This is a genomic window from Rhodoferax lacus (assembly GCF_003415675.1).
In the GTDB taxonomy this organism is placed as follows: domain Bacteria; phylum Pseudomonadota; class Gammaproteobacteria; order Burkholderiales; family Burkholderiaceae_C; genus Allorhodoferax; species Allorhodoferax lacus.
Genome location: NZ_QFZK01000002.1, coordinates 84,690 through 101,458, shown reverse-complemented (window position 1 = coordinate 101,458; position 16,769 = coordinate 84,690). Strand labels below are relative to the sequence as shown.

At 63.2% G+C, this 16,769-nt stretch carries 12 protein-coding genes; 9 read left to right on the top strand and 3 right to left on the bottom strand.

Features of this window, described 5'->3' with window-relative positions; genetic code table 11:
- Positions 1-58 precede the first annotated feature (58 nt).
- Positions 59-3,787, bottom strand: coding sequence for a DUF748 domain-containing protein (locus DIC66_RS04030; RefSeq protein ID WP_158558835.1), 3,729 nt, complete (start codon positions 3,785-3,787; stop codon positions 59-61).
- A 117-nt stretch (positions 3,788-3,904) separates the two neighbouring features.
- On the opposite strand from DIC66_RS04030, the gene DIC66_RS04025 reads away from it, so the two are divergent.
- The 6 genes from DIC66_RS04025 to DIC66_RS04000 all read left to right on the top strand — a co-directional run bounded on the left by DIC66_RS04025 (position 3,905) and on the right by DIC66_RS04000 (position 7,778).
- Positions 3,905-4,195 (top strand): DnaJ domain-containing protein, encoded by a 291-nt coding sequence (locus DIC66_RS04025; protein WP_117174331.1) that lies wholly within the window; start codon positions 3,905-3,907, stop codon positions 4,193-4,195.
- A 16-nt stretch (positions 4,196-4,211) separates the two neighbouring features.
- Positions 4,212-4,787 (top strand): hypothetical protein, encoded by a 576-nt coding sequence (locus tag DIC66_RS04020; protein ID WP_117174329.1) that lies wholly within the window; start codon positions 4,212-4,214, stop codon positions 4,785-4,787.
- 157 nt (positions 4,788-4,944) lie between these two features.
- The gene (locus tag DIC66_RS04015; RefSeq protein ID WP_117174328.1) at positions 4,945-5,700 is read left to right on the top strand and encodes a hypothetical protein; all 756 of its coding nucleotides are present in this window, start codon (positions 4,945-4,947) and stop codon (positions 5,698-5,700) included.
- A gap of 33 nt (positions 5,701-5,733) precedes the next feature.
- The gene (locus tag DIC66_RS04010) at positions 5,734-6,975 is read left to right on the top strand and encodes a hypothetical protein (RefSeq protein WP_117174326.1); all 1,242 of its coding nucleotides are present in this window, start codon (positions 5,734-5,736) and stop codon (positions 6,973-6,975) included.
- A 109-nt stretch (positions 6,976-7,084) separates the two neighbouring features.
- Positions 7,085-7,405: a type II toxin-antitoxin system RelE/ParE family toxin gene (locus DIC66_RS04005; protein ID WP_199534673.1), complete on the top strand. Its 321-nt coding sequence runs from the start codon at positions 7,085-7,087 to the stop codon at positions 7,403-7,405.
- Positions 7,395-7,778 (top strand): helix-turn-helix domain-containing protein, encoded by a 384-nt coding sequence (locus tag DIC66_RS04000; protein WP_117174322.1) that lies wholly within the window; start codon positions 7,395-7,397, stop codon positions 7,776-7,778. Before DIC66_RS04005 ends, DIC66_RS04000 begins: the two co-directional genes overlap by 11 nt.
- Before the next feature lie 41 nt (positions 7,779-7,819).
- On the opposite strand, the gene DIC66_RS03995 is transcribed toward DIC66_RS04000, so the two are convergent.
- Positions 7,820-11,122, bottom strand: coding sequence for an error-prone DNA polymerase (locus DIC66_RS03995; protein ID WP_117174320.1), 3,303 nt, complete (start codon positions 11,120-11,122; stop codon positions 7,820-7,822).
- A 47-nt stretch (positions 11,123-11,169) separates the two neighbouring features.
- Positions 11,170-12,186, bottom strand: coding sequence for a virulence RhuM family protein (locus DIC66_RS03990; RefSeq protein WP_117174318.1), 1,017 nt, complete (start codon positions 12,184-12,186; stop codon positions 11,170-11,172).
- Between the two features lie 188 nt (positions 12,187-12,374).
- Between DIC66_RS03990 and DIC66_RS03985 the strand changes: the two genes are divergently transcribed.
- The 3 genes from DIC66_RS03985 to DIC66_RS03975 all read left to right on the top strand — a co-directional run bounded on the left by DIC66_RS03985 (position 12,375) and on the right by DIC66_RS03975 (position 16,759).
- The gene (locus tag DIC66_RS03985; protein WP_117174316.1) at positions 12,375-13,301 is read left to right on the top strand and encodes a histone deacetylase family protein; all 927 of its coding nucleotides are present in this window, start codon (positions 12,375-12,377) and stop codon (positions 13,299-13,301) included.
- A gap of 4 nt (positions 13,302-13,305) precedes the next feature.
- Positions 13,306-15,996, top strand: coding sequence for a bifunctional acetate--CoA ligase family protein/GNAT family N-acetyltransferase (locus DIC66_RS03980; RefSeq protein ID WP_117174314.1), 2,691 nt, complete (start codon positions 13,306-13,308; stop codon positions 15,994-15,996).
- A 160-nt stretch (positions 15,997-16,156) separates the two neighbouring features.
- Positions 16,157-16,759 (top strand): OmpW/AlkL family protein, encoded by a 603-nt coding sequence (locus tag DIC66_RS03975; RefSeq protein WP_117174312.1) that lies wholly within the window; start codon positions 16,157-16,159, stop codon positions 16,757-16,759.
- Positions 16,760-16,769: the final 10 nt, after the last annotated feature.

Below are 16,769 nucleotides of genomic sequence, written 5' to 3'. Positions count from 1 at the left end.
GGGCCGGCACGCAGCCAGGCGTGAGGGGCTTCAAGAGCAGGGCAGAACCGGGGCATGTTCAATGGTGCTCAATGCTCAGTTCAACGCGGGGCTGCCAGTCCGGCTGGGCCGGGGATGTATTGACCACCCCCAGAAACACCCGCTCCGAGGGCACCTGGTGGCTGCCCAGGTATTCACGCACGGCTAGGCTGCGGCTCAGGGCCAGTTGGCGCACGGCATCCTCGTCCACTGGCAGGCTGGCCAGCAGCAGTGCCTCCATCTCGGCCTCCGGCAGGTCCTTGCTCAGGCCCACCAGATTGCGTGGCTTCCTGATGTCCGAGCGCTTGTACACCGCCTTGAGCAGGGCCGGGTATTCCTCGGGCGCAACAGCGGCCACTGCCGTCACGTCCTTGCCGGCACTTGCCGCCTGGCGGCGCTTCTCGGCCAGCAGCAGCGCATTCAGGCGCGCACGTTGCATGGCGGATTGCTCGCGCTCCAGGCTGGCCGTGCCTTCCAGGGTCAGGCGCAGGCTGGTCTTGTCACGCAGGGCCTGTGCCACCTTGTCCAGGCCGGGCAAAGCGGCGGCACTGATGGTGGCCGTGCCGCTGTCAAAGGCAACGAAGCTGAGCTCATCAGCCGCGCCAGAGCCACTGACCAGGCCGCTGATCAGACTGAAGGGCGCAGTCAGCGCCTTGGCAATCAGGTTGCCCACCACCTTCCAGACCAGCGGCCAGACGCGGAACTGCGGGTCATTGAGCGAGCCGCTCAGAGGCACATCCAGGTCAATCACCCCATTGCTGTCGGCCAGCAGGGCCACGGCCAGCTTCACCGGCAAGGGGCTGGAGGCGCCTTTCACCTCATCGCCAAATACCAGCTGGTTGAGAATGATCTTGTTGCTGGCCTGCAGTTGCCCGTCGGGGTTGACGGTGTAGTGCAGGTCCACGCTCAGGCGGCCACGCTCAATGCCGTAACCGGCGTACTTGATGGCATAGGACGACAGCGGCGAGAGCTCCAGGTCGCGCACCCGGGCATTCACATCCAGCGCCAGCGGCTTGGCCAGGGGGTTGACCTTGCCGGCAATCTCCAGACTGGCCGTGCCCTCGGCGCGGCCACGCAAGTCCAGGTCAGCCATCTGCACTTCGCCCTTGGGGGCTTGCGAGCTGAAGCGGCCCAGGCTGCCGCTGAGCTCGGTCAGGTCGGCCGAGTAATTGGGCTTGATGAAGCGGTCCGAGAACGCCACATGGCCGCCCACCAGACGGATGGCGCCGACCTCGATCACCGGGTCATTGTCTGAGGCAACCTGGGCTGCTGCAGGTGTTGAGGCGGCGGCCTGCGGTGCCGATGCTGCGCCCTGCGCTGCCGCGGCGCCACTGGACGCCGTGCCACCGTCTTCCAAACGTGTAAGGTCCTGCAGCACCAGCCGCCCTTCGGGGTTCACGATCAGGCGTGCATAGAAATCGGACAGGGACACCTCGCGCAACTTCAGGCGCACCGGCTTGGCGGGCGACATCGTGAAATCAATGCCCGGCAGCGACAGCGCCTTCCAGGTCAGCAACTCCTCGGTCTGGTCCTCGCCACTGGCGCTCTTGAGGGCGCTGTTAAGCCGGAGCTCTTCGACCGCAGCATCCCCCTGTACTTGCACGTCCGGCCCGGCGGGCAGGCTGGCATAGCGCACCTGGCCCTTGAAGCTGGTGTCCGCGCGCAGCAAGTCCAGCCGCAAGTGCCCGGCGCCATAAGGTGCCAGTGCCTGGGCCGGAAACTGTTTGGCCTCCAACGTGCCCTGGGCCAGCACAGGGTCCCAGGCCAGGCTGCCATCAAAGCGCAGGCTGCCAGGGTCGGTGCGCACCGAACGCACCTGGGCGGACAGGCTGAGCGGCACGGGCTTCTTGCCGTCCAGCGTTACCTGCTTGATGTGCGCCTGCAGGGCGGAGAGTTCCAGAAACACGGGTTTGGCGGGCACGCGGTCCACCCAGGTCAGGGTGCCATCGGCAAGGGTTGCATCGGCCAGGGTCAATGTCCAGGGCGCGGGCTTGGCGCCGCCTGCTGGCGCTTGAGGGGCAGGTGCCTTCGAGCTTGCTGCTTGTGGGGCTGAGGCCGGCTTGGGCTGCGCCAGCCAGCTCGCAAACATCCATTGCCCATCGGCCGCGCGTGCCACACGCACCTGGGGCTTTTGCAGGGCCAGCTTGCCCAGACGCACCGCATGCCTGGTGAGGTCAACCCCCAGGTCGTTGACTTCCAGCAACTTGAAAGAAGGCAAGTCTCTTGCACGCAACGCGGTCTTGCCCGCTGGCAACGTCAGGGCAAAGTCATGCAGGGCCAGACGCGGCGCCTGCAATTGCAGATCGCTGCCCTTCCAGTTGGCAGACAGCTCGCCTTCCAGCATGCCGCCGGCGTGCGGCAGCAATACATCCGCCAGATAGGGTGCGGCAAGCCCCAGATCCAGTTCGGAGAGCTTGACCCGGGCGCTGCCTGCTGCGTCCGTGCCTTCGCCCTGCAGCGCGATGTGGGCGGGCTTGGCAGCCTTGGCGCCCTTGGCAGGCGCTGCCTGCAGATTGGCCGAGGCCTCAAAAGTGGCAGGCTTGGCAAACGGCCAATGCACATCGCGCACCTCCAGCTGGGTATCGTTCAGGGCCAGTTGCACAGCGGGTGACACACTGGCATCGCTCAGGCGCACGCGCCCGTCCTTCAAGGTGAAAAGTTCCAGCGCCACTTGCCAGGCAGCGGGCTGGGCTTCGGCGCCAGGAGCTGAGGCCGCCTGTGCGGCCGGGGTCGCCGCAGAGGCATTAGCAGGCGCGGACTTGGCCGGGCTGCCAAGCACATTCCAGGCACCTGCCGGGTTGCGGCTCACTGCCAGTTCGGGTGCAGTGACGCTCAGGGAGGACAGCATGACGATGTGTTCCAGCGGGCGCAATTCTGTCAACACGGCCTGCACCGCATCCACCGACAGCAGCGGCGCTCCACCCTTGTCATCCACCCGGATGGCAGATGCCTTGATGGCGCCGGACAACACCAGTTTTTGCACCGGCCCTTTGGTAAACGCCAGCTTGAGCGAACTGTCCAGCACGGCTGCCTTCAGCCGCACCGGCAGACTGGCGGGCAAGTAGGGCAAATAGGGCGCGATGTCCAGATGCGTGACCTGCAGGCTGGCCTCGCCCTTGGCATCGGGGGCAAAGGGTGTGGCCTGTGCGCCGGAATCGAAGGCGCTGCCATTGAGCTCGAAGGCCAGGTGCGGCTGCACTGTCACCTCTCGCTGGGAATCGAAGCTGCTCAAGAAGGGCAGCGCGAGGTTGAGCTGGCGCAGGCTGTGCACGCGCTCGGCGCCACCTACGTGATCGGTAAAGCTGAGCGAACCGTCCTTGAGCACCAGGTTGTACAGCGCAAAGCGCAAGGGTGCTGATGCCGGTGTTTCGGGTGCGGACTGCAGGCGCTGCAGCACATCGTCGATGTCGTAGTGCCCGTCGCCCAGGTGCGTGAGTGCGAGCTGCGGCTGGTCTATGGTGATGGCATCCACCACCGGCGCAAGGCGCAGGAGTGACTGGATTTCGGCATCGGCATACAGGCGCTGTATGGCCAACTGACTGGACTTGCCGTCAGCCGTAGCAATGCGTATGTCGGAGACAGTGAGCTCCAGCGTCCAGGGCTTGAACTCAATCGCGCCTATGGTGAGCGTGCGCCCCAAAGCTGCGGAACCACGTGATTCGGCCTGGCTCTTGAGCAAGGGCGGCAGGGCCAACCAGGCCAGCGCCCACAAGGCCAGCCAAGCGCCTGCGGCCCATAGCAGACGGCGTATCCAAACGTTTTTGAGCATGCGGGTGAACTCCATGGTGCATTATTACTGACAGTAAAATAGCCCTTCGGGCGCACACTGGGCCCAGCACATCCCACCCCGGCCCACCGATTCTCCCAACCCACGCCCGTCGGCCGCATGAACGACCATTACACCGCCCTAGGCCTTGGCAGCGACGCCACGCTGGCCGATATCAAAAAGGCCTTTCGCCAGAAGGCTTCTCAATTCCACCCGGACCGCAACAGCGCCTCGGATGCGGCAGCACGCTTTCGCGCGGTGCAGGAAGCCTATGACGTGCTGAGCGATGACGCCAAACGCCAGGCCTACGACGACAACCGCCGCCGCAACCTGCTGGACAACCCGGCCGAGACGGCACGCGAGATCTGGCAGGCCTATTTCGATCCCCTGCGCGCAGCGCTGACACAATAAAAACCGAGAACCCCCCATGAGCATTTCCACCTTCTTTCTTGAACTGCGCTCGGCCTACCAGGCCGAACTCGACGACCTGACCTCCGACTCCGAGGGTAAGGATGTGTTGCGCAAGCGCCTGGCCGAAAAACGCAAGGAGCTGGGCTTTTTGCTGCAGATGATGGAACTCAGCCCCGAGATGGTGGCAGTGGTGCTGCACCAGGCTTTTCGCTTCACAAGCCCGGCCGCCATGGACCACCTGCTGGCGCAGGACGCTGACGACCTGCCCGAATGGGACAGCATCAGCGACGGCATCGAGATTGCACCGTGGGCCCGCGATATGGTGAAGACCATTCTGGAAGAACCCATGGGAGCCTGGTTCATGACCATTGCCAGCGCGCTGGAATACATGCACAACAAGCCGCTGACTGCCGCCGAGCGTGCACAACTGGCCAGCGCCGATGACGACGAAGAAGACCAGGACGAGGTGCGCAACGAGCGCCACGACGACACCCACACCGAAGACCACGAAGAAGACGAGGCTGACGCCCGCGCGCGCGAAGAGGCGGGCAACGACTGGATGGTGGAACAAGGCTTCGACAGGAAAGACTGATGTGGCTCCCTGAACGTGCCGATGCCATAGGCATGCGGCTCTTCGGCCTGTCCTGGTCTGCGCAGGCAGACCGGGAGCCGCAGGCCTCAGCCCCGAGGGGGCCGCAAGCCAGCTTGGGGCGGCCCGGCGCTGGCTTATCACTCAAAAAGGAACGTAAATGAACGCACTGGCCCTGATAGCCAAAACCCAAAGCCTGATTGCCTCCGGCGACATCGTGGCGGCCGAGGCCGCGCTGGTGGAACTGGCCGACGCCGAAGGTGACCACGCACTGATGGTGGTGCTGGAGCAGTTGCCACCGAAGGACATCCTGGCCGTGATCCGCGAGTACGACAACTCCAAGGAGTCGGTCATCAACCTGTTGGTCACACCGCAGATGTTCGCGCGTGCCGTGGTCATCGAGAAGCAGTACAAGGACCTGAGCCGCACCCACTTGCGCGGCATGATGAACAGCATCATCTTCCGCGAAGATGCCGACCCGGTGGAATTCCTCACCGCCATCGGCGATCTGGAAGGCGGCTCCGAAGCCCTGGCCGACTACTTCACGGAGAAGTGGAGCCGCATCGAGGCCTTTGCCCGCAGCGGCACCTTCGACGCGGTGGAAGACGACGGCGAAATTTTGTCCGAGACGGCCCTCTTGGCCAGCGCCTATGTGAAACCGCGCGTGGAAGAAGACGAAGTGGCCGACCAGGACTGGATGCAACTGGCCTGGCTGTTGCGCCACGAATGTCCGGACCTGTTCATTGAGATGCTGCTGGTGCTGCGCGCCAAGGCCCGCGCCCACGATGCCGGCCTGGGTGAAGACGAAGACATGGAAGAGGACGACGGCAAGGTGGAGACCAGCGACACCGACCGCGGCAAAGCCACACCGGCCGCACTCGATGCGCTGGACGCAGATGAAGAGTCGGCCATCTAAGCTTGCCATGAAGTGCGTCATTTGAAACTGCCCATGTCCGAAGCACAGCTCTCGCCCCAAGCCGCGCAAGGTATTGCGCTGTTTGATGCCCGCCCGTTTTTTGAAAAGGCCCTGGCCTACGGAATCCAGCACGGCCTGATTGATGCGGCCAAGCTCGACGCCATGCAGCTTGAGGCTCCCAAGGGCATGGTGCAGATTGCGCGCTATTTCGGCAGCGAGTTCCTGCGCCCCGAGCTGGAAAAAGCCCGCGCGCGCATCGTCAACCTGGTCAGCCTGAATCTGGAGCACAGCAGCCGCGGCGACCTGCGCAAAGCCGCCGAGGCCTTGCGCGACAACTCGCTGCTGTCGCGCTCCAAGGGCGCGTCAGACATGCTCAAGGCGCTGATTGCCATGCCGCAAAGCAGCCACTTTGGCATGAACGAACAAGGTGGTTTCCGCGACGACCACATTCCGCAGCTGGCCAAATGGTCGCTGCGCAGCCTGGCCGACTACCAGGCCGAACTAACCAAGCGCCAGCAGGTAGCGCAGGTGATTGATGCGGCCCTGTGGCTGGCAGACTCATTGGGTATCGATGCCGACGACCTGGAAGACGCGGGCCGCGACGCCGAGGCCGTGATCCGAACGGCGCTCCTGGTGCTGGCCACCAAACAGACCCAGTTGCCAGACTGGGTGGCGTTCCAGAAGACCATCGCCGCCCTGCGCAAAAAGGCCGCAGCTTCCAAGGCAGCCAGCATCGCCATTCCCATGCCGCGCGATCTGCCCGCCGAATTCAAGGCCGTGGTGGACGGCGTGCGCAAGACCGTGCTGACTGACCTGCCCAAGATCCTGGACAGCACGCTGCCCGCACGCAAGCTGTTTGACCAGACACCCGCCTTCATGGGCCGCTACTTCTGGGTGGAAGACGGCTTAAGCGAGGTGGACGACTTCGACCGCGCCGCGTCAAGCGCCTGGAACAAGGCCACCGGCGGCCACAGCGATGACAGCTCGCTGCTCACCCTGTTCCTGTGCATCGCCAGCGGCAGCGCCCACAAGACCCTGCTCACGGCCAAGGGTGCCGCAGCCCTGGTGCGCAAGGTACGCAAGTCCGGCGTGAGCCCCGAGCTGGTGGCACCCTACATCCTGGCCAATGCCCCCGAGCAGTACCAAAACGACTATCTGGAGCTGTGGCAGGAATTCTGGGAAGAGGCCGAGGCGCTGCTGCTGAGCGACCACGACGACAAGCTGTACGACGCGCTGGCGCTGCTGCGGCGGGATTGCAACGTCGCTGCGGGCTGAGTCGCCCAGGACTTGAGCGCAGACAGCCACCGTCCAGCGTCAGGGCTGCATGCAGCGACGCTCTGGCGTTAGGCTTGCATCTATACGCCTAAAGCGTATGATTGAACCCATGCGGTATGAATTTATCGAGTCCAGCTTGTTTGCCCGAACGGTTTACGACTACCTGAGCGAAGACGACTACACCGCGTTTCAGCAGTACCTGCTGGAGCAACCCGATGCGGGTGATGTGGTCAAAGGCTCTGGCGGTGTCCGCAAGGTGCGCTGGGCCCGATCCGGCAGCGGAAAGTCGGGTGGAGTGCGGGTGTGCTACTACACACGCAATGCCGCAGGACAGATATGGCTGCTGGTGATTTATGCAAAAAGCGTTCGCGACTCGATCTCGGGCGGGGTGTTGAAACAACTCAAGGAGTTACTGGACCATGATGACTGATGCACAACTCAAGGCGCGTGACGCCAAGCGCGACATAGGTGCCGAGTTGCTGGAGTCCGTGCGCCAGCTCAAGGCCGGGGAGACGGTCCGCAGCACCACGTTCGAGCCCTTGCCCGATGGCAGTGTGCGCCGCACGGTTGCCGGCCCTGATGGTGTGGTGCAAAAGCAGGAAGTGCTGACCGGCCCGAAGTGGCAACTGATGGCCGCACGATCGCAATCGGGCATGTCGCAATCCGAATTCGCCCGCGCCACTGGCGTTTCGGTCCGCACATTGCAGGAGTGGGAACAGGGCCGCAAGGTTCCCAGCGGTGCGGCACAAAGCCTGCTCAAGCTAATCAGCCGCCACCCCGAGTTGCTGGCTGAACTGGCCTGAACGGCACCGTATGCATGGCGGCACCCATCGTCTCTGCCACTTCAGTGAAAGTCCCGGCTCACGGTGCTGAGCTCGCCCAGTAGCGGCGTCAGATCCACCAGGCGCTTGGCCACCACGTGGCGCACTTCGCCGCCGCTCAGCCGTTCGCCGGGCCGCCCCAAGAACGGTTGCACCCCATCGGGGGGCCTGGCGGAGCCAGGATTGGGGGCAACTTCATCTCTTTGCCAGATGCCATACACGGCCATCAAGCGGGCGCGGTACAGCACCTCACGGAACTGCTCCTTGACGGCTTTCCAGATGATCACATTCACACTACCGGTCTCGTCCTCCAGGGTCACGAACACCACGCCCTTGGCGGTCTGCGGCTGCTGGCGCATGGTGACGATGCCGCAGGCGCGCACCAGGCGGCCGCTGGGATAGTGGCGCATCTGCTCGGCGGTCAGCAAGCGTTTGGGGGTGAGCTGCGCGCGCAGCAGCGCCAACGGATGGCGGCGCAGGCTAAGCCCCAAGGCAGCGTAGTCAAACACCACCTCTTCGCCTTCGCCTGCCGCTTCCAGTTCCAAAGCTTCTTCGTCAATCGGCACACCGGCCAGCAGGGCCGGGGCCAGGCGCAAGGCGGAAGCCTCCCAGACCTGCTGGCGGCGGTGTCCACTTAAAGATTGCAGGGCGTCGGCACTGGCCAGGGCGCGCAGGTCACCCACATCCAGTTGGCAGCGCAGGGCCAGGTCTTGCGTGCTGGCAAAGGGGGACAGTGCGCGCTGCTGGCTGATGCGCTCGGCTACCGCGCTCGACAAGCCGCTGACCATGCGCAGTCCCAAGCGCACGGCGGGCTGCAGTGCGCGCTCAGGTGAAGGAAGGGGCTGACCCGTGGTCTGGTGCTGAGGGTCTTGCGCAGACATGCCGGGCAGCAGCTGCGCCCCCGGGCCATCGGGCACCTCCAGCGTGCAGTCCCATTCGCTGTGCGCCACATCCACCGCGCGCACCTGCACGCCATGGCGCTGCGCATCCTGCACCAGTTGGGCCGGGCCATAGAAACCCAGGGGCTGGCTGTTGAGCATGGCGGCCAGAAAGCAGGCCGGCTCGTGCCACTTGAGCCAGCAACTGGCATACACCAACAAAGCAAAGCTGGCGGCGTGGCTTTCGGGAAAACCGTATTCGCCAAAGCCTTCGATCTGCTTGAAGAGCTGGTCGGCATATTCTTGCGTGTAGCCATTTTTGAGCATGCCGCCCACCAAGCGGTCGTGGAACTTGTGCACCCCGCCCTTGCGCTTCCAGGCCGCCATGGAGCGGCGCAGCTGGTCGGACTCGCCGGCAGAAAAGTTGGCCGCAGCCATGGCCACCTGCATCACCTGCTCCTGAAAAATCGGCACGCCGTGGGTGCGTTTCAATGCCTCGCGGATCTGCGGGCTGGCGTACGCCACCGCTTCCGGATTGGCGCGCGCCAGCAAATACGGATGCACCATGCCGCCCTGGATGGGCCCGGGCCGCACGATGGCCACCTCCACCACCAGGTCGTAAAAGCACTGGGGCTTGAGGCGCGGCAGCATGCTCATCTGCGCGCGGCTCTCGATCTGGAACACACCCACCGTGTCGGCGCGGCAGATCATGGCGTAGGTGGCTCTGTCTTCGCTGGGGATGTCCTGCATGCGCATGGGCTTGCCGCGCCACTGCTCGATCAGCATCAGGCAGCGGCGTATGGCGCTGAGCATGCCCAGGGCCAGCACATCCACTTTCAGGAGGCCCACTGCGTCCAGATCGTCCTTGTCCCACTGGATGACGCTGCGGTCTTTCATGGAGGCGTTTTCCACCGGCACCAAGCGCGTCAATGGCCCTTGTGTCAGCACAAAGCCGCCTACGTGCTGGCTGAGGTGGCGTGGGAAGCGCTGCAACTGGCAAGCCAGGTCCAGCCACTGGGCCAGGCGGCGCGGTGGCGGCAGCTTGAACACTACCTCCCCTTGCACCCGCTCGATGGCCGACTGCAAGCGCTCCACCAACACTTCGCGGCTGTACATGCCGGGATGCTCCTTGGCCATGGCGGTGATCAGCACTTCCGGGATGTCCAGGGCGCGCCCCACATCGCGCAGGGCGCTGCGCGGACGGTAGCTGGCCACCACAGCGGTGATGGCGGCACGCGCGCGGCCGTACTTGGTGTAGATGTACTGGATCACCTCCTCGCGGCGCTGGTGCTCGAAGTCCACATCGATGTCGGGCGGCTCGTCGCGTTCGCGGCTGATGAAGCGCTCGAACAAAAGGTTGCTCAGGGCCGGGTTCACCTCGGTCACGCCCAGGCAGTAACACACCGCCGAGTTGGCCGCCGAGCCGCGCCCCTGGCACAGAATGCCGCGGCCGCGCGCAAAGCGCACCAGGTCGTGCACGGTCAGAAAATACATCTCGTAGCGCAGCTCGGTGATCAGCGTCAGCTCGTGTTCGATCTGCGCCTGCACGGTCGCACCCACGCCTGCGGGGTAACGCTCCCTCGCACCCTCTTCTGTGTATTGCCGCAGGGTCTGCGCAGGGGTCTGGCCGGGCAGCACGGCCTCCTGCGGGTACTGGTAGCGCAGCTCCTGGAGCTTGAAGTGGCAGCGCGCGGCAATGGTTTGCGTGGCCTCCAGCAGTGCGGGCGGATAGAGGGCCGCCAGGCGTGCGCGCGTGCGCAAATGCAGCTCGGCATTGGCCTGCAGGGCGAAGCCGCACTGCGCCACCGGCTTGCCCATGCGCACCGCAGTCAGCACATCGTGCAGGGGCTTGCGCGAACGCACATGCATCTGCACCTGGCCAGTGGCCACCAGGGGCAAACCGGTCAGGCGCGCCAGCTGCCGGGCGCGCTCCTGGCGCAGGGCGTCCGTGCCCGCCAGCCCCAGCGTGAGTGACAGCCAGACATGCTGGGGGTACAAGGCGTGTATGCGGACTCCCACCGCCCAGGCGGCCTCCATGCCCAGGCTGTCCAGCCCACAGAGAATGATTTCGCAGTCCGCCAGAGTCTGCTCCTGCACATCAACCCAGCGCACCAGGTACTCGCCCTTGGGTGCGGCCCGGCGCGCGCGCGTGATGAACTCGCACAGATTGCCCCAGCCCGCCAGGTTGTGCGCCAGGGCCACCAGCGTGAAGACGGCACCACCGTCGAGTCGCACCACAAATTCGGAGCCCAGCAGCAGCTTGAGCTTCAAACGCTCGGCCTCGCCATGCGCGCGCACCACGCCGGCCACCGAGCACTCGTCAGTAAGGGCCAGCGCGCTATAGCCCAGCTTGTGCGCGCGCTCCACCAGTTCTTCCGGCTGCGAGGCAGCACGCTGGAAGCTGAAATTGGAGAGGCAGTGCAGCTCGGCGTAGGCGGGGAGGGTCATGGAAAAACATGCACACCATGATCGGGTTCACTGGATCCGTGCAGCGTCTATTTACGGCCGGGCTTATCCAACTCTTTAACGGCTTTGTCAAAGTCTGAAAGATATTCCTGGTCTTGTTGCACCCTGAATTTTTCGAATTCCTTCTCGGCTTTGATCCGTGCCAACTCGGAACTGACCTGACCGGCATCCTGAAGAATCGAATAGTTAGAAAGCTCCAAAAAGCTGTTTAAAAAAGCCACCCAATCAGACATCTTCATCAGGATTTTTCGCTCGGCGCGGTTCTCTGCCAAATCCAGATAGGCAGACACAATGCGTTCCAACTCCCGAATGTGTTGCTCAGGCAGATAATTTTTTGCAACCACCACATCGCTCTTCAGTACTTTCCCATCCGGTGCATTCTTGAATGCCATCAAGCCCATATGGGGTTTGCCAGCGTCTGCAGTTTGGTAAATGATTTCAGCCGAAGTCTTTCCGGTGATCGCCCAATGCAACTTGTTTTGCACGGTGGCGAAAAACTCCTTGGTCACTGTGGCCCGTTTGTCGTAGTCCACCGACAGTGCATAGATATCAGTGATCTTTTGGTAGAACCTGCGCTCGCTGGCGCGTATCTCGCGGATGCGTTCCAGCAACTCATCGAAGTAGTCTTTGCCGAACACCTGCCGTCCTTGCTTCAAGCGTGCATCGTCCAGCACAAAGCCTTTGATGATGTAAGCCTTCAGCGTACGGGTCGCCCAAATGCGAAACTGGGTCGCCTCCCTGGAATTGACCCGATAGCCAACGGAAATAATGGCATCGAGGTTGTAGTACTTGGTCTTGTACCTTTTGCCGTCTGCAGCAGTTGTTTCCAAAATGGAAATAACTGACGGAGCCAGCAACTCCCCGGTATCAAAGATGTTCTTCAGGTGTTTGTTGATGGCGGGCACTCCAACGGCAAAGAGATCGGCCATTGCTTTTTGAGTCAACCAAACAGTCTCGTCGCGCACCGCCACTTGAAGGTGTATGTCACCATTGGCTGCTGTGTAGAGAATGAAGTTTGTAGCTTGCGACAGTTGAGGATTTTCCATAACTGTATTTATACACAGTATCGCCCATCCTGTCACGCCCTGTCAGGACGATGTCATGGAAAGGCGCGACGCTTGAGGCTGCACTTCGACATGATGTGCGTCAATCCCAACACACCAAGACTGGCCTAGACTGTGCTTGCCCCAGATCCAGCACACATACAGCGCCAGCAGTCACCAGGAGACCTCCCTTGCTACCCGCCTACATCACGCACCCTGACTGCAGCCGCCACGAAATGGGTGCCGACCATCCGGAATGCCCTGAGCGTCTGGGCGCTATCAATGACATGTTGTTGACCAAGGGTCTGCTGGACTACATGGGCAGCTATGACGCGCCGCTGGCCACCGAGGCACAGCTGGCCCGCGCCCATGGCCTTGAGTACATCCACAGCATCCTGAACGCCGCGCCTGAAGAGGGCTACCACCGTGTGGACCCCGACACCAGCATGAACCCCTTCACCGCGCTGGCTGCCCTGCGCGCTGCCGGTGCTGCGGTGCAGGCCACCGACCTGGTGATTGCCGGTGGCGTGCCCGCCGCTTTTTGCAGCGTGCGCCCGCCTGGCCACCATGCCGAGCGCAATGCGGCCATGGGATTCTGCTTTTTCAACAACGTGGCCGTGGGCGTGATGCATGCCCTGGAGCACCATGGTCTGCAGCGCGTGGCGCTGATTGACTTTGATGTGCACCACGGCAATGGCAGTGAAGACATCCTGCAGAACGACCCGCGCATTCTGATGTGCTCGATTTTCGAGACCGGCCTGTACCCCTTCTCGGGCGAGAACAGCACAGCCACCAACATGGTCAACGTGGGTCTGCCAGCCCGCTCGGGCTCTGACAAATTCCGCGAGGCCGTCACCAGCCAATGGATTCCGGCGCTCGACGCCTTCAAGCCGCAGCTGATTTACATCTCGGCCGGTTTTGACGGCCACCGCGAAGACGATATGGGCAACCTGGGTCTGGTCGAAGCCGACTACGCCTGGGTGACCCAGCAGCTCATGGCAGTGGCCAAGCGCCACTGCCAGGGACGCATGATTTCCTGCCTGGAAGGCGGTTATGTCTTGAGCCCTCTTGCACGCAGCGCCACGGCGCACGTCAAGGTGCTTATAGGCGCTGATTGAACGTATGGACAAACACTATCTCTCCCCCCTCTTCGCCCCCCAATCCATTCTGGTTTTTGCCGGCCCCACCGACAGTGAGGAAGGCCACACCGCACAGGCCCGCCAACTGGCCGAGAACATCAAGGCCCAGACCTTCAAGGGAGAGCTGCATTTTCTGGACATTCACACCAGCGGCACCCTGGCCGACTTGGCGCAGACCCGGGCCGATCTGGCCATCATCGCCCTGCCCCCCGAGGACGTGCTGGCAGCGCTGGAAATTGCCGGGCGCATGACCTGCCGCTCGGCCCTGATCATCTCCAGCGGCATCACCAGTGAGTTGGCAGTGGCCCTGAAGAAGGTGGCCAAACGTGAGAACGTGCAGCTGCTGGGCCCCAACTGCCTGGGCTTCCAGAACCCGCTCTTGCAACTCAATGCCAGCATTGCCGGCCCGCTGGCCAAGCCCGGCTCCCTGGCGCTGGTATCCCAGTCCGGAGCACTGACGGCCTCCATGCTGGACTGGGCCAGCCAGAACGCGGTGGGCTTCTCGTCGGTCGTATCCCTGGGCCCCAAGACCTCGGTGGACATTGCGCAGGTGTTGGACTACCTGGCCAACGATGCGCGCACGCAAAGCATCATCGTCTACCTGGAGGGCATCTCCAATGCCCGGCGCTTCATGAGCGCGCTGCGCTCAGCTGCCAACGCCAAGCCGGTGATCGTGCTCAAGGCCGGGCGCAAGCCCGCGGGCAACGAGGCCGCACAAACCCACAGCGGCGCCATTGTCGGCAGCGACGATGTGTTTGATGCCGCCCTGCGCCGGGCTGGCGCCGTGCGCGTCACCTCGTTTGTGGAACTGTTTTCCGCGGCCAAATGCCTGGCCTCGCGCTACCGCCCGGTGGGCAAGCGTCTGGCCATCGTCACCAATGGCGGCGGCCCGGGCGTGCTGGCAGCCGACTGGGTGAACGAAATCCACCTGCACCTGGGCAAGCTCTCGGCGCAGTCTGTCGCCGAACTCAAGCCCCTGGTGCCTGAGCTGGCTTCACTGTGCGACCTGATTGACCTGTCAGAAGACGCCACCGCCGCGCACTACAAGGCCGCCATTGAAGCGGCCAACCATGACGCCACGATTGACGGCGTGTTGGTGATCTTCTCGCCCAAATCCGGCATCGACTCTACCGGTGTGGCCAAAGGCCTGGCCGAGATCAAGCGCTCCATGGGCAAGCCCCTGCTGTCCTGCTGGATGGGGGACGCTTCGGTGGTGGAAGCCCGCGTGCTGCTCAACGAGGCCGCCATCCCCACCTTCCGCACACCCGAAGCAGCGGTGGGCGCCTTTGGCAACATCGCCACCTTCTACCAAAACCAGCGCCTGTTGCAGCAGACCCCGCCGCCGCTGTCCACGCTGGGCAAGCCCGACATCGAGGGCGCGCGCCTGATCATCGAGAGCGTGCTGGCCGAGCGCCGCAAGGTGCTTACCGAGATGGAGTCCAAGACCCTGCTGTCGTGCTTCCATATCCCGGTGACGCAGACCATCCTGGCGCGCAATGCGACGGAAGCCATGATGATCTCGGCGCAGCTGGGCTTTCCGGTGGCGCTCAAAATCGACTCACCCGACATCAGCCACAAATCAGATGTGCAGGGCGTGGCCCTGAACATCATGAATGCGGCCAGCGCGCGCGACAACTACAACGACATGGTGGAGCGCGTCAAACGCATACAGCCCTCGGCCCGCATCAATGGCGTGACGGTACAAAAGATGGCGCATGCACGGCGTGGCCGCGAAATCTATGTCGGCCTGGTCACCGACGATCCGTTTGGCCCGGTGATTGTGTTTGGCGCCGGTGGCACCATGATCGAGCTGCTCAACGACCGCGCCATGGAGCTGCCCCCGCTCAACCAGTTTCTGGCGCACCGCCTGATTGACCGCTCGCGTGTGGCAGAAACCCTGGGCGAGTGGCGCGGTGCCAGCGCCGTGGACATGGATGCGCTGGAGCAGGTGCTGCTGCGTGTGTCGGAGATGGTGTGCGAGCTGCCACACCTGCGGGAGATGGACATCAACCCCATCATCGTGGACGAGTCCGGCGCCGTGGCCGTGGATGCGCGCATCGTCATTGACAGCGCGCCGCAAACCAGCAACGGCCGCGCCAGCGACTACCACCACCTGTCCATCCTGCCCTACCCGGCGCGCTACGAGAAGACCCTGCCGCTGCGCGGTGGCGGCGAATACACCATTCGCCCCATCCACCCGGATGACGCCAACATGCTCAAGAAGCTGGTGAGCGAGCTCTCGCCCGAGAGCCGCTACTTCCGCTTTGTCTCCAGCATGGCCGAGCTGCCGCCCAGCATGCTGGCGCGCTTCACCTTGATCGACTACGACCGCGAGATGGCCCTGGTGGCCGTCGTGAAGGAACGCACCTCCACGCCCGAGGGCGACATCAGCGAGACCGAGCGCATTGTGGGCGTGTCGCGCTATGTCACCAACCCCGACCAGAGCAGCTGCGAGTTCGCCCTGGTGGTGGCCGATGACTTCAATGGCAAGGGCCTGGGCTCGCGCCTGATGGAAAGCATCATGGACGTGGCGCGCGAAAAGGGTCTGGCCGAAATCGAGGGCCTGGTGCTGGCCAACAACGCGGGCATGCTCAAGCTCATGCGCGGCCTGGGCTACCAGGTCAAGAGCTATGCAGAGGACCCGGATTTCAAGCTGGTGACGCACAGCCTGTAGGCTTCTGCAGTGCGGGCATGCAACAGGCAGCTGTCAGCTTATTGACAGCGCTTTGCATGCCACACCCTTGCGGCTTTGACCTGTCGCAAACGCGCGGATGTTGAACCATTGTGAAATCGGTACCAGGGATTTCCCTAGCAACCAACACAAGGTATTCAACATGAAAAAACACGTCCTGACCGCATTGGCCATCGCCGCAGCAAGCCTGATCAGTACCCAGGCCTTCGCACAGGCCAAGGAAGGTCCCTGGATGGTTCGCGCACGTGCGGTGAGCCTGTCCAGCGCCAACACCGACTCCACCGGTCTGGGTCTGACCGTGAACGACATCGTGCTGCCCGAAGTGGACATCAGCTACTTCTTCACCCCCAATATCGCGGCTGAACTGATCTTGACAGTGCCCCAGCAGCACGACGTGAAGTCCAATGGTGCCAATATCGGAACCCTGTCTCAGCTGCCACCCACCCTGCTGGTGCAATACCACTTCACCAACTTCACCGGCTTCAAGCCCTATGTTGGCGCCGGTATCAACTACACCAAGTTCACCACCACCGATATCCTGGGTGGTCTCGCCACGCTGAACAACTCCAGCACCGGCACCGCCTTGCAGGTCGGCGTGGACGTACCCCTGTCCGGCAATATGTACTTCAACTTCGACGTGAAGAAAGTCATGATCGGCACTGACGTGTATGTGGGCGGCGTGAACAAGGGCACCTTCAAGGTGGACCCCCTGCTGGTCGGCGTGGGCCTCGGCTGGCGCTTCTAAGTCAGCTGCA